Raw genomic sequence first — 18,984 nt, 5'->3', positions numbered from 1 at the left:
GACGCGGGTCACAGGGGACCGTTGTCGTGACGCTTGACGTGGGGCGCACGCTGGTCCTTGGAGGCCAGCAGGTGCAGGGAATCGATAATGGTCTGTCGGGTATCCGCGGGGGCGATGATGGCGTCGAGCTGCCCGGAGGAGACGGACACCTCGGGGTTGACGGTTTCCTCCTCGTATCGGGCAACAAGCTCGGCCTTCGTCTCTTCGAAGGTTCCGTTCTCACGGGCGGCAGCCAGTTCGCGGCGGTACATGATCGACGCCGCGCCCTCGGCACCCATGACCGCGATCTGCGCGTCGGGCCACGCGAACGCAAGGTCCGCACCGATCGACTTCGAACCCATGACGATGTAGGCGCCGCCGTAGGCCTTACGTAGGATGACGGTGACCATGGGGACGGTCGCGTTCGCGTAGGCGACAATCACCTTCGCGCCGCGGCGAATGATGCCCGCCTGCTCCTGCTCGGTGCCCGGGCGGTAGCCGGGAACATCCACGAAGGTCACGATCGGCAGCCCGAAGGCGTCACAGAAGCGAACAAAACGAGCGGCCTTCTCCGAGGCATCCACGTCGAGCGTGCCCGCATCGCTGATCGGCTGGTTCGCGACGATACCCACCGACTGGCCATCGACGCACGCGAAACCGATCGTCACGTTGGGAGCGAACAGGTCCTGAATCTCCACGTACTCGCCGTGATCCACGAGGGAACGCACCACGTCGCGCACGTCGTAGGGCTGGCGCGCCGACGTCGGAACCAGATCAGCAACCGCGCGGGCCGCCGCCTCGTCCTCGGGGTTGGGAATGTATTCGTACTTGGGAGGCGCGACCTCGCACGAGGACGGCAGGTAGTCGAGGAGCGAGCGCACGTAGTCGATCGCCTCTTCCTCCGTATCGGCCATGTGGTGGGCGACACCCGACTGGAAGTTGTGGATCGCCGCGCCACCCAGCTCATCAAGCGTCACCTTCTCGCCGGTCGTCGCCGCGACGACATCCGGACCCGTGACGAACATGTGCGAGTTCTCGCGCGTCATCACGATGAAGTCGGTAAGGGCAGGCTGATAGACGGCACCACCGGCGCACGGCCCCAGGATGATCGAAATCTGGGGAACCAGACCCGAGGCCTCGCACGTCTTCTTAAAGATGCGGCCGTACTGGGCCAGGGCGACGACGCCCTCCTGGATGCGGGCGCCGCCCGAATCCTGAATGCCGACGATCGGAATGCGCATCCGAATACCACGGTCAATCAGATCGACGATCTTGTCGCCCTCAACCTTGCCCAGCGTGCCGCCGAGAACCGAGAAATCCTGAGCGTAGGCAGCGACCATGCGCCCCTGCACGCGACCGTAACCAGCCGCGACGGCCGAACCGATACGGCCCTCACGCACCGACCCGCCGATGAACTGACCGACCTCGTGCCAGACGCCATCATCAAAGAAGAGAGACAGGCGCTCGCGGGCCGTCAGCTTCCTCTTGGCGTGCTGGCGCTGCGCGGCCTTCTCTTCGGCGGCCTGAGCGATTGCGTCCTGGGCCTGAATGAAGCCGTCACGCGTGAGCGGACTGGGTGTACTCATCGTGCCTCCTCTTCAGTGGCGATATGGGCGATGCGAGTACCCGCGGTCACGGTGTCACCCTGCTTGATCGACAGGGAGGTCACGGTTCCGGCGCGGGGAGCGAGCAGCGGCTTTTCCATCTTCATGGCCTCGAGGACGGCCACGAGCTGGCCTTCCTCGACCTGGTCGCCCTCGGAGACAGCCAGGGCAACGACGATGGCCTGCATGGGGGCAACGATGTCGCCGGGGGCGCCCTGGTGGGGCCCAGCCTGCACGGCGGATGCGCTTGCGCGGCGCGGCGCGGAGCGCAGCGGCTGAGGCGGGCGCGGGGCACGAGCCGCCGGCGCGTTGAACATGCCCGCCGGCAGAGTCAGGGACACGCGGCGTCCGTCCAGTTCGATGATGTACGTCTGGCGCGGCAGATCAGCAGTCGACGAGGCCTCGGCCGGCACAGCCAGATCCGAGTAGTCGTGCTGGGGCATGAACGTCGTCTCGAACCAACGCGTCGAGACGTTGAATCCGCCTACTCCGCAGAAGTCAGGATCGTTAATGATGTCCTGGTAGACGGGGACCGGGGTGGCTACGCCCTGCACCGAGAACTCGGCCAGCGCGCGGCGTGAGCGAGCCAGAGCCTGCTCGCGGTCGGCACCCGTGACGATGATCTTGGCGATCATCGAGTCGAAGGCAGTCTGGACGGAATCGCCCTCATCGATGCCGAGCTCGAGGCGGATGCCGGGTCCCAGGGGCCAGTGCACCTCGTCGAGGCGGCCAGCGGTGGGGGTCAGGTCCTTCGAGGGATCCTCCGAGGTCACGCGGAACTCGAAGGAGTGGCCGCGAGGCTCCGGGGGAGTGGTGAGCGGCAGTCCCTGCGCGATACGGATCTGCTCGCGCACCAGGTCGATGCCCGTGACTTCCTCGGAGACGGGGTGCTCGACCTGCAGGCGCGGGTTGACCTCGAGGAACCAGATGTTGCCATCGGGCTCCAGCAGGAACTCGACCGTGCCCACGCCAACGTAGTTCACGTGTTCGAACAGTGCGCGCGATGCGTTCACGAGCGTTTCGTGTGCACCCTCGGGCAGGAACGGCGCGGGCGCCTCCTCGACCAGCTTCTGGTTGCGGCGCTGCACGGAGCAGTCGCGGGTGGAGATGACGTGGAAGTTACCCAGTGAGTCACGCGCCGACTGCGTCTCCACGTGACGGGCGACCTCGACGAAGCGCTCGACGAAGTGAGCACCCAGGTCGTCTGCGTCCGTGTGACGAGCAAAGAACAGGTCCAGGTCAGCCTGCGAGCGGATGATGCTGATGCCTCGGCCACCGCCGCCGTCGGCGCGCTTGAGCACCACGGGGTAACCGGCGGAGGCGATGAACGCCTCGACCTCCTCGCGCGAGGTGACGGGCTCGGATACGCCGGGGACCGGCGAAACACCGCAGGCCTCGGCCACGCGACGAGCCTTGATCTTGTCCCCGAGAGCATCGATCACGTCTGAGGCGGGACCCAGCCACGCGATACCAGCGTCCTCGACGGCGCGCGCAAAATCGGAGTTTTCCGACAGGAATCCGTAGCCTGGGTGAATCGCGTCCGCGCCGGTCTCCAGCGCAATCGCCAGGATCTTCTCACCATTCAGGTACGTCGACGCAGCATCGTCACCGCCCAGGGACAGCGCCTCGTCGGCCTCGCGCGTGTGCGGTGCGGCCATATCCTGATCGGCGTAGACGGCGATCGTGGAAATACCCATATCGGTGGCCGTGCGGCACACGCGCAAAGCGATTTCTCCACGGTTAGCGACGAGGATTCGATTAATTGTTCGCACGCTTCTCCTTGGTGTCGTGAGCGGTTGTCAGAGGAATTCCAGTAGCCAGGACATCCCCGGCATTAATGTCGTGAGTGCGACCGTCATCCGTGCGCACCAGCAGTGAGCCACTTGACGTGAGTGCGACAGCCTCGCCCTCCAGTGCCACACGCCCGCTGGGGTCTGTCGGCTCGGCGAGGGCAATGCGCTGGCCGAGGAGGGCAAGGGCACTCGCTGCTTCGTTCGCGAGGCCACTGTCGTGGGCGTTGCCGTGGGCGATGAGGGCGCGGACTCGCTTCTCAAGTCCGGACAGCACGTCGGCGAGGACGGCCCGCGTGACGGCGGTGGTTGCCTGGGCTGCCTCATCGTCGCCCTCGGCGTACAGGGAGGTCGCTTGCTCGGTGGCAAGGTTGTCGGGGCGCTGGGCAACGTTGATGCCGTAGCCGAGGATGACTGCGGTCGTGAATGGGGACGAGGCCGGGGCGAGCTGAGCGAGAATGCCGCAGATTTTGCGTTCTGAGTCGACGAGGACGTCGTTGGGCCATTTCAGGCAGGCACTGTGGCCGAGAGGTTCGAGGCGCCGGGCGAGCGCGTCGCGAACAGACAGGCCGCAGGCGTAGACGAGCCATCCGAGTTGGTCGGTAGGAACTGAGGTGGGGACAGAGACGATGGTGGAGGCGAGGAGCCCCTGGCCTTCGGGGGCTATCCACGTCCGTCCGAGGCGGCCGCGCCCGGCGCTTTGGCAATCGGCGATGATTGTTGTGAGATGCGGGGTGGGCGTCGCTGTGTCGGCGAGGAGGGTAGTAGCCAGATCGTTTGTCGAGGGGGTGGAGTGGACGTGATAGATCAGCGCACTGGTGCCGTCGATGGTGAGGCGTTCGGGCGTATCCAACGGCGTTCCTCCCTCCGGGTGATGCTGTTTGACAGTGGGGACACTCGTCCCCGGTTACTTAAAAGTTTGTCTTAAAAATCAAACCTACGCATGCGTTTTTTAAAAAATTGGAATAGTTTTCGACAAATCACTACGCATCCGTAACCATCGCGTAAGCCTTGCGGAAAGCGGAAGGTGGGAAATCCGCGAAATAGTGCGCTGAGATGAGGATCACCGACCCCTGCATCCCGCTGTGCGGCTCATCGGCCCGTATCGGGTCGGTACCATAGGGGTGAACACGCGCGCATAGGCGCGCCCGAACCACTCGAACGGAGTAACGTGGCGGAGTTTATTTATCAGATGATCAAGGCTCGCAAGGCCATCGGTGACAAGGTCATCCTCGACGATGTCACCATGAGCTTTTTCCCGGGCGCCAAGATCGGTATGGTCGGCCCCAACGGTGCCGGTAAGTCCTCGATCCTGAAGATCATGGCTGGTCTGGATGAGCCCAGCAATGGTGAGGCCCGTCTGACCCCCGGCTACACGGTCGGCATTCTGATGCAGGAGCCCATCCTCGACGACACGAAGACCGTCATCGAGAACGTTCGTATGGGCGCCGCCGACATCTTCGGCAAGCTTGCGCGCTTCAATGAGATTTCCGAAGAGATGGCGAATCCCGACGCGGACTTCGATGCGCTCATGGAGGAAATGGGCAAGCTGCAGACCGAGATCGATGCTGCCAATGCGTGGGATATCGATTCTCAGCTCGACCAGGCCATGGATGCGCTGCGCTGCCCGCCCCCGGACCAGCCTGTCTCTGTCCTTTCTGGTGGTGAGCGTCGCCGCGTGGCGCTGTGCAAACTCCTCATTGAGGCCCCCGACCTGCTCCTGCTCGACGAGCCCACCAACCACCTCGACGCCGAGAGTGTGCTCTGGCTCGAAAAGCACCTCGCGTCCTACCCGGGCGCGGTCATTGCGGTGACCCACGATCGTTACTTCCTCGACCATGTCGCCGGCTGGATTGCCGAGGTCGACCGCGGTCATCTGTACCCGTACGAGGGCAACTACTCCACGTATCTGGAGACGAAGGAGAAGCGCCTCGAGGTTCAGGGACAGAAGGACGCCAAGCTGGCCAAGCGTCTGAAGGAAGAACTCGAGTGGGTTCGCTCGAACGCAAAGGGGCGCCAGGCCAAGTCGAAGGCCCGTCTGGCTCGATACGAGGAGATGGCGGCCGAGGCCGAGCGCACCCGCAAGCTCGACTTCGAGGAAATCCAGATCCCGCCGGGCCCGCGCCTGGGTAGCGTCGTTATCGAGGCGAAGGATCTCCAGAAGGGCTTCGGTGACCGTTCCCTCATTAGCGGTCTGTCCTTCTCGCTGCCGCGCAACGGTATCGTCGGCATCATCGGCCCCAACGGTGTTGGTAAGACCACGCTGTTCAAGACGATTGTCGGTCTCGAGCCCCTCGATGGCGGCGAACTGACGATCGGTGAGACTGTCAAGATCAGCTATGTTGATCAGACGCGCGCCGGTATTGATCCGGACAAGACTGTGTGGGAGGTTGTCTCCGACGGACTGGATTTCATTCAGGTGGGTAACGTGGAAATGCCCTCGCGTGCCTACGTCTCTGCTTTTGGCTTCAAGGGGCCGGATCAGCAGAAGCCTTCCGGTGTGCTCTCCGGTGGTGAGCGCAACCGCCTGAACCTGGCACTTACCCTCAAGCAGGGCGGTAACCTCCTCCTGCTTGACGAGCCGACGAACGACCTTGACGTTGAGACCCTCAGCTCGCTGGAAAATGCACTCCTTGCATTCCCTGGCTGTGCCGTTGTTATTACCCACGACCGCTGGTTCCTCGACCGTGTTGCCACCCACATCCTTGCGTGGGAGGGAACCGAGGAGCATCCGGATAGCTGGTACTGGTTCGAGGGCAACTTCGAGGCGTATGAGAAGAACAAGGTTGCCCGCCTTGGTGAGGCGGCCGCGAACCCGCATCGCGTGACGCACCGTAAGCTGACGCGCGACTGAATCGCGTCATTGGCTGTGGGGGGAGGGTCGAAAGGTCCTCCCCCCAGTTGTGTGTTGGTGGGCAAGCGTAATATCTGGCCGTTGTGCCAATCTGGAAGAAGTCTGTGCTTGACAGGCTGGGGGATTGTAGCTGCTCGCGGAAACTTTCGCTTCTGTCATGTGTGATCGGCGGACATTTGCTCATGTAGCGGATGCCACTTGCCTTTTGCGCAGGTCACATCTACTATGTGACACGTATCGCAAGTATCCGACCGCGCGAAAGGGGCTCCGATGGCGATTGAACAAACGCTCATCGACGCGCTGGGTGGACACCTCAATATCGTCGAGGTTGAACCCTGCACGATGCGCATCCGAATTCAGGTGAAGTCTCAGAGAGACGTTGACGAGGCAGCGCTGCGCGTCGATGGCGTGCTGGCCGTCGTACGTTCCGGTGACGTTGTCCAGATCGTGTGTGGCGCCCAGTCGGATGATGTAGCTGCGGCAATGATCTCAATTCTTTCACGCGTGGCCCATGACACGTCCATCGAGTCTTTGTCGCAACGCGTCCACGCCTAGTATTAATGGTGTCATCAGCCCGCAACGTAGAAGGCTTTTCTGTGGATATTCACGCTCCCGCATCTGACAACATCGATGAGCTGCGCCGTATCGCCGATGCTAATGGCGTTGCTACCGGATTCTGGGATTGGTACGGGAATTGGGTGGGCGTCAGCGCCTCCACCCTTCTCAAGGTCCTGGGTGCTCTCGGCCTGCCCCTTGATGAATCCTCCACGGTGGGGGATGTTCATGAGGCGCTGCGCATCACCGACGAGCGCGAATGGCGTCGTACCCTCCCTCCGACGATTGTCGCCCGCCAGGGCGGCGGGTACCTCTTCCCGGTGCATGTGCCAGACGGCTCGTGGGTCAACGTCCAGTGGGTGCTCGAAGATGGTCGCAAAGGTGCGTGTGACCAGGTGGATCGCTACGTTCCGCCCCGTATGATCGATGGCGAGCTCGTCGGCCGTGCGACCTTTGATGTGCCGCACTGGCTGCCTCTCGGCTGGCATCGTCTCGTGGCCACGGTTGAGGGCGGCCACGTAGAGTCTGCAACCCTGATCATTGTTCCCAACACGCTCTCGCTGCCGCTCCTGGAGTCCTCGCGTCGTGTGTGGGGTGTCAACGCTCAGCTGTACTCGACGCGTTCGGCTTCTTCGTGGGGTATTGGAGACGCGGCCGATCTCGCGGATCTTGCAGCCATCTGTGCTGACAAGGGTGCAGACTTCCTGCTCATTAACCCGGTGCACGCATCCCAGCCGGTTTCTCCGCTGGAGACCTCGCCGTATCTGCCGGTGTCGCGTCGCTGGCTCAACCCGATCTACATTCGCCCTGAAAACATCGAAGAGTTCGCATCCCTGTCGCAGGCCTCTCGCGAGGCTATCGTGCAGTTGCGTGACGGAACCCGCCAGTTCGACAGTCGTGAGGACCTGATCGATCGTGATTGTTCCTGGGAGGCCAAGCGTAAGGCTCTCGAACTGATCTTTGCGGCTCCTCGCTCGTATCATCGCCAGAGCCAGCTGGATCACTTCATCGAACGTGGCGGTTCGGAATTGTCCAACTACGCGCTCTGGTGCGCTCTCGTTGAGCGCGAGGGCACGATCGAGTTGCCCGAGGACCTGGCGCGTTCCTCCGCGCCTCGCGTCGAGATGGAACGTCTCGAGCTGGCCGACCGTGTTGACTTCTACCAGTGGTGCCAGTGGGTTGCCGCCGAGCAGCTCGAGCACGCGCAGCACGTGGCGCGCGAGGTCGGTATGGAGATCGGCATCATGGCCGACCTGGCCGTCGGCGTGCACGGCTACGGTTCCGAAAAGTGGAGCCGTCCCGAGCTCTTCGCCAACGGTATGTGTGTGGGTGCTCCGCCGGACGTCTACTCTCAGCAGGGGCAGAACTGGTCGCAGCCGCCGTGGTCGCCGCGTAGTCTCGCGGAGTCGGGCTATCTGCCACTGCGCGATATGGTCCGTGCCGCCTTGGCTAACGCTGGCGCCGTGCGTATCGACCATATCTTGGGTATGTTCCGCCTGTGGTGGATCCCGGACGGGTGCTCCGCCACCGAGGGGACCTACGTGTACTACGATCACGAGGCCATGATGGGCGTCATCCTGCTGGAGGCTCAGCGCGCGGGTGCCGTCGTTATTGGCGAGGATCTCGGCGTGGTCGAGCCGTGGGTGCGTGACTACCTGCGTGAGCGCGGAGTCCTGGGCACGTCCGTCGTGTGGTTCGAGAAGGAGGGTGGCGGCTGGCCGCTGCGTCCCGAGCACTACCGTGACCGCGCGCTGGCAGCCGTCAATATCCATGACCTGCCGCCCACCCTCGGCTACATTCGTGGCATTCAGACGACCCTGCGTTCCGAGCTCGGTCTGCTGACGGATGATATTGAGACGGTGCGTGCCGGTGATCGCCTCGAGCTGGAGCAAATGAATGCGCGCCTGCTTGAGTACGGTTGCGTTGACGGTGCCCAGCCCAGCGAGCGCGAGACTGTTGAGGGCCTGTACCGATACGTCGCGCAGACACCGTCGAAGCTTGTCGTCGCGTCGCTCGTGGATGCGGTTGGGGATGTGCGTCCGCAGAACATGCCGGGTACGGGTGCGGATCTGTATCCGAACTGGTGCGTGCCGCTGTGTGATTCCAACGGGGACGAGGTGCCGATTGAGGAGCTGCCCACGGATGAGCGCCTCACCTCGTTGTTCGCGCTGCTGCGCGGCAGTGTCAACTGACGAGGCCCAACGTTCCTGCGAATGAGCCCCGCGACTCGAGAGAGTCGCGGGGCTCATTGGTCGGAGTAGTGATTACTCACCGTCCGGAGTGGAGAACAGGGGAGCGAGTGCGTCCACCGAGGCGGCGTCCTCGTCATATTCTGGGCATACCTGCAGGCCCGATGGGTTCACAACGATGACGGGCACGCAGGGGGAGAGGTGTGCTTCCTGTACTGGCGCCAGGTCCCAGTGGATGAGGGGCCTGCCGACGTCGACGATGTCTCCCTCATCGATGAGGGGTGCGAAACCCTTTCCTCGCAGTCCCACGGTATCGATCCCCAGGTGGATGAGGATGGATACCCCGCGCGTCGAGGTGACGATCGCAGCGTGTGACTTGAGCTTCGTGACGACGCCGGCGATGGGGGAGCGTACCGTGACACACGATGCGGCGGCATTGGGAAGAAGTGCGCGGCCATCTCCAACGACGCCACTGGCGAAGACGGGGTCAGGTACGTCGCTGAGTGGCAGGATCTGTGCAGCGAAAGGTGCACGGACGAGGAAGCTCACCGGCTCGCTTTCATCTGCTCGACAAGGTCCTCAGAGTCGGGACCCATGACGACCTGAACCGCGTCGCCGACGATGACGACGTCGAAGGCTCCGGCCTCGCGCAGCTTCGCCTCGTCGATGAGGTCGGTGTTGGCCGCGTCGAGACGGATGCGCGTGATGCACGCTTCCAGGTTGGAGATGTTGTCCCAGCCGCCCAGGGCTTCGATGATAGTCGTCGCGGTGTCCATGGTGTCCTCCTTGGCTCAATGACCCAAACCGCTGCGGTTTGCCTCACACTTATGGTATCGCGACGGTGCGTGAATAGACACTCTTGTACCTACCGAGCGCGTCACATTATGAGACGTCGGCGGCGCTCGTTCCTCGAATGCGCGCTGCAGGTGTGAAGCCCATGGCGATGCCCGCCGCAATCGACGCTGCGGTGAAGATGTACATGGTTGCCTCGACGCCCACCCATGACGCGACGATGCCCGCGACGAAGGATCCAAGGGGCATGACTCCCCAGACCGCGAAGCGGAAGATCGCGTTCATTCGTCCGAGCATGTCGGGCGGGCAGATTTCCTGGCGCAAGCTCATCTGGGTGACGTTGTAGATTGTGATGAAATACGATGAGACGACGCCGGAGCAGGCGATGACCCACGCGGCGGCGACCGGGACGTGGACGGATGCGGGCTGGGCGAGGAGCGCCGAGACGCCAATAATGTTCGTGATGGTGATGCAGCGTCCGATTCCCAGGCGCGTGATCCACGCCGGCCTCGTCAGAGCGCCGAGGATACCGCCGAGCGCGCCCGCGCTGAGCAGCAGGCCGAGCTGCGTGGCGCTCATGCCGAGGGTTCGCAGGACCAGGATGGGCAGGAGGACCTGAATGCCCGCCCCCGCGAAGGCTGCGCATGCGATGCACGAGAAGAGCGGAAAGAGCAGGCGCTGTCCGCGCACGAAGGAGAGGCCTTCGACGATCTGAGAACGCAGTGATGCGTCGGAGTGGGCGGGAAGTGGCTCAGGGGTGCGGATGCGCCAGATCGCCCACGTCGAGCACACGTAGGTCGATGCCGTCAGCAGGTATGCCAGGGGAGGGGCGACCACTCCGAGGAGCCAGCCGCCCAGGCCCGGTCCGCCCGCGCGCCCCACCTGGTAGGAGGCCTCAAGGCGTCCGTTCGCGGCTCCGATGTAGCGTTTTGAGGCGATCATGGGCACGTAGGACTGATAGGCGACGTCGAAGAAGACGGTGGACAGGCCGAGGAGCGCGGCGACGACCATGAGGTGGGAGATGGTGAGAGAGAAAAAGGCGTAGGCAATCGGGATGGAGACGAGCGCTGCGATGCGCGCAAGGTTCGCCGCGATCATGACGTGGCGCTTACGCCAGCCGTCCACCCATGCGCCTGCAGGGAGACCGACGATGAGGAAGGCCAGCGTCTGCAGGCCCGACAGAATGCCGATCTGCGTCTCGCTCGCATGTAGGACGGTAATCGCGATCGCAGACGTTGCCAGAGTACCGACCTGGAAGCCCACTTGCGCCGCAGTTTGGCCCGCCCACAGGTGCATGAAAGCGGAGTTGCGGGTGAGGGGATGGTGCAGCCAGCGCTGCAGCGATCCGCTCACTGCGTATCGCCGAGGCCAGAGCCCCTCGTGTGGTTATGTCCAGTCAGCCCGGCGGCACTCAAAGCCCACGCGAGTCCATCTTCGGAGACGCTGGGGGCGACGATGTCCGCGACCTTCACGAGGGCCTCGCATCCGTTCCCAATACTGATGCCGAGCGCGGCGGTTTGCACGGCCTCGACGTCGTTGTTGGAGTCGCCGAGTGCAACGGTGCGGGAGCGGGGAATGCCGACATATTCGCAGACCGCGCTGATTCCGACGGCCTTCGACAAGTGGGCGGGGACGACCTCGAAAGGTACGTATCCTGCTGCTCCCACCGAGCCGATAATCGCACGGTATCCGGCGGGAAGCGCGGCCGTCACCCGCTCCAACGATGCTTTCTCGGGCGGCACGTACGCCGTGACCTTCGTGAAGGTACCGCTGCCGATGTCGACGATGAAGGGCGTGATCGACTGGGCATATTCGATCCAGTCTTCGGGGTGCGACCCTGCCCTGGGGACGAAAAAGTCGAGATACCCCTCCGACGGGCCCATCTGGTCCGGACCCTGCCAGATGTAGAAGGCGTCGAGCTCCTCCCACAGGGCAGTCAAGACCTCGACGTGCTCGCGGGGCATGCGCTCATCGACCAGTATCCGGTTGCCGACGCGGGCGTATCCGCCGGCACCTCCGACAAGTCCTTCGAAACCGACGTCCCAGAAGCGTGGGTAGACCTCGGGTGCCGAGCGCCCCGTGCAGGCAAAGAGGCGGTGTCCGTTGCTCCGGACCTCGTGCAGAGCCTCGATCGCTGAGCGCGGGATGCGCTGGCGTGAATCGCACAGCGTTCCGTCGATGTCGACAAAAACCGCATGGGGAGATTCAGCCTCGCTGCGTGCCTGCGCAGAACCATCGGTGTTCGTCATAGAGCAATCTTATCTCAGGGACGACAAGCCCTCGGATGCGCAGAACACGGCCCGCAAACGACAAATCATGCGCATGGTCGGTTGACCGAGGCGGCGGTGGGCCACACTAGAATCATCGACGATACCCGCGATGGAGCATGAAAGGCAGTTCACGACGATGGAACACCAAGCACTGAGCGACGCCAATGACCTGACGCTGCTGCAGGCGGCAGCTCTTCTGTCGGGAGCCAGCGCCTGGGACTCGCGCGCGATCCCCGCTGCGAATGTCCCCTCCTTTGTCATGAGCGATGGCCCGCACGGCGTGCGCCGCCAGCTTGGCGACGCCGACCACCTGGGCATCGCGGAGTCCGAGAAAGCGACCTGCTTCCCGACGGCGTCCGCCGTCGCAGCCACCTGGAACCCCGACCTGGCGCGTGAGATGGGCGAGGCGCTGGGTGTCGAGGCCCGTGGCCTCGGCGTCGACGTTCTGCTCGGTCCCGGCCTCAACATCAAGCGCTCGCCGCTGTGCGGACGCAACTTTGAGTACTTTTCCGAGGACCCGATCCTTTCCGGACGCATGGCCGTCGGCCTCGTCGAAGGAATCCAATCCACGGGTACCGCAGCCTGCCCCAAGCACTTCGCCGTCAACTCTCAGGAACTGCGCCGCATGGCCTCGGATTCCATCGTGGACGAGCGCACGATGCGTGAGATCTACCTGACCGGATTCGAGATCGTGTGCCGCACCGCTCAGCCGCGAGCGATCATGAGCTCCTACAACCTCGTCAACGGTACCTACGCACACGAGAACAAGCACCTGCTGACCGACATCCTGCGCACCGAGTGGGGTTTCGACGGCATGGTCGTCTCCGACTGGGGTGGTTCAAACAGTGCCGTCGCAGCGGTGCGCGCCGGCGGTAGCCTCGAGATGCCTGCCCCCGGCCTTGCTGGTGTGCGTCAGATCGTCGCGGCGGTCGAGGCTGGAGAATTGGATGCGGCCGACGTCTACGCGCGTGCCCAGGAGGTCCTCAACGTCGCGAGCGCGAGCGCCGGCCTGCCCGCTCCCACTCCCTACGACCTGGACGAGCATCACCAGCTGGCCGCGCGCATCGCCTCCGAGGCGATCACGCTTCTGCGCAATGAGGACGATCTTCTCCCTCTGAGCGCCGGTACGAATGTCGCCCTCATCGGCGATCTTGCGGATACACCGCGCTTCCAGGGATCGGGTTCCTCCCAGGTCAATCCGACGCGTACCGAGGCTCCGCGCGAGCTGCTCGAGGCTGGGGGAGAGGATGCCCGAGGCCTCGTTCTCACCGGGTACGCCCGCGGTTATGACCGTCATGGGGGAACGAACGACGCCCTCATTTCCGAGGCCGTGGCCCTCGCCGCGAGCGCTGACGTCGCGCTCGTCTACGTCGGTCTGGACGAACTCGCCGAATCCGAGGGGCTGGACCGCCCCCACATGCGCCTGCCCGAGGGACAGGATCGTCTCATCGAGGCCGTCGTTGCAGCCAATCCGCGCACCGTGGTCGTCCTGACCGGCGGGGCCAGCGTCGAGATGCCGTGGGCTGATTCCGTGCCCGCCCTCGTCAACGGCTACCTGGGTGGTCAGGGAGGGGCCGGCGCGATGCTTGACGTCCTCACCGGCACTGTCAATCCCTCGGGGCGCCTGGCAGAAACCTATGCGCGCTCGCACGAGGATCATCCGACCGCCGCCTGGTACCCGGCGACCGGCCCGCTGTCGTACTACCGCGAAGGCCCCTTCGTCGGCTACCGATACTTCACGACCGCGGGCATCGACGTTGCCTTCCCCTTTGGCTATGGGCTGTCTTACTCGCGCTTCGAGTACTCCGACCTCGTCGTGAACGAGGATGGGGCGACCCTCACGCTCACCAATACGTCCGAGCGTGACGGTGCCGAGGTCGTCCAGCTCTACGTGAGCGCCCCCGGCGGCGTGTTCGGTCCCGCCCGCGAACTCAAGGGCTTTACCAAGGTCGAGGTCAGCGCCGGAGAATCGGTGAGCGTGACGATTCCCTTCGACCGCTACACGTTCCGTCACTGGGAGACGTCGCGCGCAGCGTGGGAAACCGAGGCAGGAACCTGGACGATCCACGTGGGACGCAACGTCTCCGACACGCCGCTGAGCGCCACCCTCGAGGTCGAAGGGACCACGCCCTCGCCGATCGACCCTGCCCTCGGTCACTACCTGAACGCCGACGTTGCGGGCATCACCAACGGCGAGTTCGCCGTCCTGCTGGGACGGACGATACCGACCGCCCACCCTGCGGACGACCTGGGAGCAGCCGATCCGCTGTCCGAACTGACACGCGCCAAGACCTGGCTCGCCCGAGTCGCCGGACGCAAGCTCCACGCCATGAAAGCCAAGGCCGATGCCAAGGGCACCCCGGATCTCAACATTCTCTTCATCCTGAACATGCCCTTCCGTGCCTTCGCCAAGATGACGAATGGTGCGGCCAGCCCCGACATGGTGGATGCGATCCTTCTGGCCGTGAACGGACGGCCGCTGCGAGGCCTGACCCGCGCCGCCCTCGGATACTTCTCCAACGCGCGCGCCAACAAGGCTACCCAGCGCGAACTCGACCAGACCCGATGACGCGGCCCCGGCCTCGTTTCACACTGACCAAAGGACAATTCATGCAGGCTCTCAAGCGCTGGTGGACCGCCTTCGAAGACAAGCACACCACGGCCGCCCAGTTCATCGTCTTCTTCATCCTCTCCAACGGCATTACGGTGCTGCAGCTGGTCCTCATGCCGGCATTCAAGGCGGCATTCGCGCACACGAGCCTCGTCGACACGGCATTCCAGTTCCTGCCCGTCGGCGCCTCGCACGGGCACACGGTCTTCCTCTTCGACTACCCGGCCGGTTCGATGTCGGTGGGCGGGGGCGGCGGCCTCGCGTACTTCCTGGCCGTCGAGATCACCTTGCTGATCGCCCAGGTCATCAACTTCTTCGCCCAGCGCAACGTCACCTTCAAGTCCAATTCCTCGCTTGGGAAGGCGGCCTTCTGGTACGCGGTCGCCTACGTCGTCATCACGATCGCGGCGGCAGCCCTCCAGGTCCTCTACAAGGATCCGATCTACGCGTGGGCGATTTCGACGATGGGCGCGGGTGGCGAAACATTCGCAGACGTCGTCACGATGATCATCAACGCGGCGATCTCCTTCTGGGTGTTCTTCCCCATCTTTAAGGTGATCTTTAAACAGGAACCCTCGGAGGAGGACGCGCAGGCCAGCGACGCACAGTAGACTACTGGCAGACTTCACGAGAGGAGACGCCATGAGCGCGCCGCTGCTAACGGTTATTGTGCCCGCCTACAATTCCGAAGACTACCTTGATCGGGTGCTCACGACGCTCGTCGGATACGGCGACGAACTCGAGGCGATCATCGTCAACGACGGCTCGAAGGACCGCACCGCAGAAATTGCCGACGAGTGGGCCGCTCGTTACCCCTCTGTCAAGGTCATCCACCAGGAAAACAAGGGGCACGGTGGCGCCGTGAACGCCGGTCTCGCCGCCGCCACTGGCACGCACGTGCGCGTCGTCGACTCCGACGACTGGCTGGACCGTCGCGCCACGAACGCCGTCCTCGACGTGTTGCGTGAGGAACGCGAGGCCGGGCGCGACCTGGACCTGCTCGTCACCAACTACGTCTACGACAAGCAGGGAAAATCTGTCAAGGCTGTCATCCGATACCGCAACGTTCTACCTCGAGGCCGTACCTTCGGTTGGGCGGACCTGCGTCGGTGCCGCTACGACCAGTACCTCATGATGCACGCCCTGACGATGCGCACGGAGGTCGTGCGCGCGTCCGGCCTGGTGATGCCCGAACACACGTTCTACGTGGACTACCTCTACTCGTTCGTGCCGCTGCCCTACATTTCCACGATCCGCTACCTGGACGTGGACCTGTACCACTACTTCATTGGGCGTGACGACCAGTCCGTCAACGAGAAGGTCATGATCACGCGCCTGGACCAGCTCGCCCGCGTCAACGAGGCGATGACCCGTGCGCTGCCCCCGCGTGCCGAGGTCGAGGACAAGCTCTGGCGGTACATGGTCCACTACCTGCGTATTAACGCCGTTGTCTGCTCGGTCATGGCCCAGCTGTCGGGCACGCCCGAGCACCTGGCCTTGAAGGAGCAGATCTGGGAGACGATGGACCAGATCAACCCCGAGGCCACGGATCGCCTGCGCCAGGACCTGCTCGCTGGCCTCGTGCGCCACGCGTCCCCGAAGGTCGTTCGCGGCGGCTACAAGGTCGCGGCGGCTGTCCTCGGCTTCAACTGAGACACACCCTCAGCGCGCGGCGAGCGCCAGCTCCGTTCGGTGGACGGTGAGGCGCTTGCCGATGAGCGGGTAGTCCACGTCTTCTTCGCGGCTTTGCCACGTAAAGCCGAGCTTTTCGGAGACCCGGCGCGACGCATCGTTTCCGTCGAAGTACTTCAGGATGATCGTCGACACGCCCAGCTCACGCGCGCGCTCGATGATGGCACGTCCCGCTTCCGTCGCATAACCATTGCCCCAGTAGGACGCGCCGATCCAGTAGCCGATGTCGGCGACGCGTGCCTCGGGAGAGTCCCTGTCAATGCGCAGCGCAATCGAGCCCACGATTTCACCGGTCGATGCAAGCGTCACCGCGTAGCTGTCGGGTGCCGCCAGGAAGGTCGACAGTGCCTCGTGGGCATCGTCGATGCTCTCGTAGGGCCTCCATCCGCACAGCATCCCGATGCGGGGATCGCGGGCCAGCTCGTAGAGCTCCGGTGCATCCATATCGTTCCAGGGCCGTAGGCGCAGGCGGGGGGTGAAGATGAAAGTCAAGAGTCCTCCTGGGCATTCGTGGACGGGAGAAGCACTGTCAGCGTGAACCAGTGGTCTGCCACGTCCGTGACCGCTTGCCCGCCGTACTTGCGGGCCGTCCACTGGATGGATTTTACCCCCCAGCCGTGTCGGACGGTGTCGGGCTTGATCGTCGTGAGGCGCCCACCGGCGTCCGTGTTGAGGCGACCGTCGAACCAGTTGTCGACACGGATGACCACCATCTGTCCCTGACGGAATAGCGCCAGTTTGATGAGGCGCTTGGCGGGGTCGTCGACGCGCCGCGAGGCCTCGATCGCGTTATCGAGGGCGTTGCCGAAGAGGGTGGCGATGTCCATTGACGACATGGATCCCAGCAGGGCGCCGTCGGCAACCGCCGTGAAGTTGATACCGGCAGCCGCGCAGGCGCGGCCTTTCGTCGTCAGAATGACGTCGAGGACCGCATTGCCACTGTGGTACTGCTGTCCGATCTGCTCGATCGAAGACTCGAGCTCGGCAAACGATGCGGCGGCGCGTCCCGGGTCTAGCTCCGCGCGAATCGCCTCCACCTGGTGCTTGAGGTCGTGGTGGGCGCGGGCTACCTGCTCCATGTCTTGTTTCGCGGCGAGGTACTGGTGGTGTTGGGCGTCCAGGGAGGCCTGGATGGACGCGAGTTCGCGCTCGGTGGCGCTCTGTTGGATGCGCTCGAATTGCGCGAAGAGGATCGCGTATCCGGCCAGGTCGACGAGGGTGCGGATGTAGAAGACCTCCCACCCCGCGCGCCCGGAAAACGGGGTGGCCGTCGAGACGAAGCTGAGGTTGGACAGGGCGAAGATAGAGATGCCGATGAATACCGCCGAGGCAAGGTCAGCGAGGCGTAAAAGGGGAAGCGCGCCCTGGCGAACGACGCGTCGCTCGAAGAAGTAGACGACGGCCAGACACGTCCCAGAAATAGCTGCATATTCGGCGACGGAGACCGGGTGCCAGAAGGGTTTGTCAGCGTGGGAGTAGACGACGACCTGCCAGGCCAGGGATGCAGCGAGTTCGGCCACGATGAAGGCGCGTGCGCTCATGTGGGTCACCCAGCGCCAGTCCAGTGCAGTTCCCAGGCGTATGACACTCCACATGAGACCGTAAGCCGTCATCATACCGGGCACCCACAGAGACAGGGGAGCGCGGCCGAGTACCTCCTGAGCACCGACGAGTACTGCGAGGCCACCGACGGCCGCAACGGTGAGGCGCCAGCGGGGGATAGCGGCGTTCGGGTTCAGGGCATTGGACGACGCGGAGCGCGCGACGACGAACACATACACGAGGGCGGCGCCCCATTCGGCCAGGGCGGTGAACAGGCGTGGAATGTCAGGCAGGGACTCGAACACGTCAGTGGATCCCGCCCGCGAAGCTCGCCAGAGCCGTCATGAACGCCTTTTTACGAGGCCGGGAGATGCGCAAGCTGTCCCCGCCCGTCATCAGGCACTCTTGGTCGGCCACGCCGTGCACATGGGCAAGATTGACGAGGTAGCAGGAGTTTGATCGGAAGAAATCGTGCCCGTCCAGTTGGTCTTCCATCGCTTTGAGCGAGGAGGTGATGGAGTAGGTGCCCGAGGTCGTGTGGACGTCGAGGCGGTGCTTGATCGATTCGACGTAGATGATGTCGGCGACGTCGATGCGGTGCGTTGATGCTCCCGATTGGAGGAGGACGGACGCTCCGCGCCGCTTGGCGACGGCCTCGAGGCAGCGCGACAGCTCCTGCGAGAACGCGAACCAGGGCAGGGGTTTCATGAGGTAGGACAGTGCCCCCACCTGATAGCCATGAATCGCGAACTGTGCGGCTGATGTGATGAACACGAGGATGACCTCCTGGTCGACCTCGCGGATCGCACGTGCCGCGGTCATGCCGTCCACGTTCGTCATCTGGATGTCCATGAGGATGATGTCGTAGACCGGCTTGTAGTCACCGATGATGGCTCCGCCGTCCTCGAAGTAGATGATGTCAAAGGTGACGCCGTTTTCGTCGCTGTAGCGGGCAAGGTAGTCGGCGAGGAGCTGACGTGAGAGCGCCTCGTCCTCGACGACGGCGATGCGCACCATGATCCGACCCTCCCTTATCAATCAGCTGATACGTCCAAGGATAAATGAGCTGTTCCTTCGTGTTTGAGCGAGTCCACGCTCCGGCCTCG

General features: G+C 63.8%; 16 protein-coding genes. 6 read left to right on the top strand and 10 right to left on the bottom strand.

Features of this window, described 5'->3' with window-relative positions:
* Positions 1-8: 8 nt before the first annotated feature.
* Genes HMPREF1478_RS05635 through HMPREF1478_RS05625 form a run of 3 tightly spaced genes read right to left on the bottom strand, consistent with a single transcriptional unit; the run spans position 9 to position 4,226 of the window.
* Positions 9-1,565 (bottom strand): acyl-CoA carboxylase subunit beta, encoded by a 1,557-nt coding sequence (locus tag HMPREF1478_RS05635; protein ID WP_016461117.1) that lies wholly within the window; start codon positions 1,563-1,565, stop codon positions 9-11.
* Positions 1,562-3,355 carry an acetyl/propionyl/methylcrotonyl-CoA carboxylase subunit alpha gene (locus tag HMPREF1478_RS05630; protein ID WP_016461116.1) on the bottom strand — a complete coding sequence of 598 codons (1,794 nt, stop codon included), beginning with the start codon at positions 3,353-3,355 and terminating at the stop codon, positions 1,562-1,564. Before HMPREF1478_RS05630 ends, HMPREF1478_RS05635 begins: the two co-directional genes overlap by 4 nt.
* A complete protein-coding gene (locus HMPREF1478_RS05625; RefSeq protein WP_016461115.1) occupies positions 3,342-4,226 on the bottom strand; it encodes a biotin--[acetyl-CoA-carboxylase] ligase in 885 nt (294 codons plus the stop codon). Before HMPREF1478_RS05625 ends, HMPREF1478_RS05630 begins: the two co-directional genes overlap by 14 nt.
* A gap of 318 nt (positions 4,227-4,544) precedes the next feature.
* On the opposite strand from HMPREF1478_RS05625, the gene ettA reads away from it, so the two are divergent.
* From ettA to malQ, 3 genes are all read left to right on the top strand, one after another.
* Positions 4,545-6,227, top strand: coding sequence for an energy-dependent translational throttle protein EttA (gene ettA / locus HMPREF1478_RS05620; protein ID WP_016461114.1), 1,683 nt, complete (start codon positions 4,545-4,547; stop codon positions 6,225-6,227).
* A 270-nt stretch (positions 6,228-6,497) separates the two neighbouring features.
* On the top strand, positions 6,498-6,782 hold the full coding sequence (locus HMPREF1478_RS05615; protein ID WP_016461113.1) for a PTS sugar transporter subunit IIB: 285 nt from the start codon (positions 6,498-6,500) through the stop codon (positions 6,780-6,782).
* Between the two features lie 41 nt (positions 6,783-6,823).
* On the top strand, positions 6,824-8,974 hold the full coding sequence (malQ, locus tag HMPREF1478_RS05610) for a 4-alpha-glucanotransferase (protein ID WP_016461112.1): 2,151 nt from the start codon (positions 6,824-6,826) through the stop codon (positions 8,972-8,974).
* Between the two features lie 72 nt (positions 8,975-9,046).
* On the opposite strand, the gene HMPREF1478_RS05605 is transcribed toward malQ, so the two are convergent.
* The 4 genes from HMPREF1478_RS05605 to HMPREF1478_RS05590 all read right to left on the bottom strand — a co-directional run bounded on the left by HMPREF1478_RS05605 (position 9,047) and on the right by HMPREF1478_RS05590 (position 12,012).
* Entirely contained in the window at positions 9,047-9,520 is a 474-nt protein-coding gene (locus HMPREF1478_RS05605; protein ID WP_016461111.1) for a PTS sugar transporter subunit IIA, read from the bottom strand.
* The gene (locus HMPREF1478_RS05600) at positions 9,517-9,747 is read right to left on the bottom strand and encodes a PTS sugar transporter subunit IIB (protein ID WP_016461110.1); all 231 of its coding nucleotides are present in this window, start codon (positions 9,745-9,747) and stop codon (positions 9,517-9,519) included. Before HMPREF1478_RS05600 ends, HMPREF1478_RS05605 begins: the two co-directional genes overlap by 4 nt.
* Before the next feature lie 106 nt (positions 9,748-9,853).
* Entirely contained in the window at positions 9,854-11,116 is a 1,263-nt protein-coding gene (locus HMPREF1478_RS05595) for an MFS transporter (protein WP_016461109.1), read from the bottom strand.
* The gene (locus HMPREF1478_RS05590) at positions 11,113-12,012 is read right to left on the bottom strand and encodes an HAD hydrolase family protein (protein ID WP_016461108.1); all 900 of its coding nucleotides are present in this window, start codon (positions 12,010-12,012) and stop codon (positions 11,113-11,115) included. Before HMPREF1478_RS05590 ends, HMPREF1478_RS05595 begins: the two co-directional genes overlap by 4 nt.
* Before the next feature lie 130 nt (positions 12,013-12,142).
* Between HMPREF1478_RS05590 and HMPREF1478_RS05585 the strand changes: the two genes are divergently transcribed.
* Genes HMPREF1478_RS05585 through HMPREF1478_RS05575 form a run of 3 tightly spaced genes read left to right on the top strand, consistent with a single transcriptional unit; the run spans position 12,143 to position 16,297 of the window.
* On the top strand, positions 12,143-14,602 hold the full coding sequence (locus HMPREF1478_RS05585) for a glycoside hydrolase family 3 C-terminal domain-containing protein (RefSeq protein ID WP_016461107.1): 2,460 nt from the start codon (positions 12,143-12,145) through the stop codon (positions 14,600-14,602).
* A 41-nt stretch (positions 14,603-14,643) separates the two neighbouring features.
* On the top strand, positions 14,644-15,255 hold the full coding sequence (locus HMPREF1478_RS05580; protein ID WP_016461106.1) for a hypothetical protein: 612 nt from the start codon (positions 14,644-14,646) through the stop codon (positions 15,253-15,255).
* A 31-nt stretch (positions 15,256-15,286) separates the two neighbouring features.
* Complete coding sequence (locus HMPREF1478_RS05575; protein ID WP_016461105.1) at positions 15,287-16,297, top strand: glycosyltransferase family 2 protein; 1,011 nt, start codon at positions 15,287-15,289, stop codon at positions 16,295-16,297.
* Between the two features lie 9 nt (positions 16,298-16,306).
* Here the strand turns inward: HMPREF1478_RS05575 and HMPREF1478_RS05570 are convergent, their stop codons facing one another.
* The 3 genes from HMPREF1478_RS05570 to HMPREF1478_RS05560 are packed head-to-tail and all read right to left on the bottom strand — an operon-like array spanning position 16,307 to position 18,895.
* A complete protein-coding gene (locus HMPREF1478_RS05570) occupies positions 16,307-16,828 on the bottom strand; it encodes a GNAT family N-acetyltransferase (protein ID WP_016461104.1) in 522 nt (173 codons plus the stop codon).
* A complete protein-coding gene (locus HMPREF1478_RS05565; protein ID WP_016461103.1) occupies positions 16,825-18,183 on the bottom strand; it encodes an ATP-binding protein in 1,359 nt (452 codons plus the stop codon). The genes HMPREF1478_RS05570 and HMPREF1478_RS05565 overlap by 4 nt, the downstream gene beginning before the upstream one ends.
* A 1-nt stretch (position 18,184) precedes the next feature.
* Positions 18,185-18,895, bottom strand: coding sequence for a LytR/AlgR family response regulator transcription factor (locus HMPREF1478_RS05560; RefSeq protein ID WP_016461102.1), 711 nt, complete (start codon positions 18,893-18,895; stop codon positions 18,185-18,187).
* Positions 18,896-18,984 lie beyond the last annotated feature (89 nt).

Origin of the sequence: Actinomyces sp. HPA0247 (assembly GCA_000411415.1) — a bacterium.
Classification (GTDB): Bacteria; Actinomycetota; Actinomycetes; order Actinomycetales; family Actinomycetaceae; genus Pauljensenia.
The sequence above is the reverse complement of the archived record's forward strand: the minus strand, read 5'-3'. Positions and strand labels throughout refer to the sequence as shown.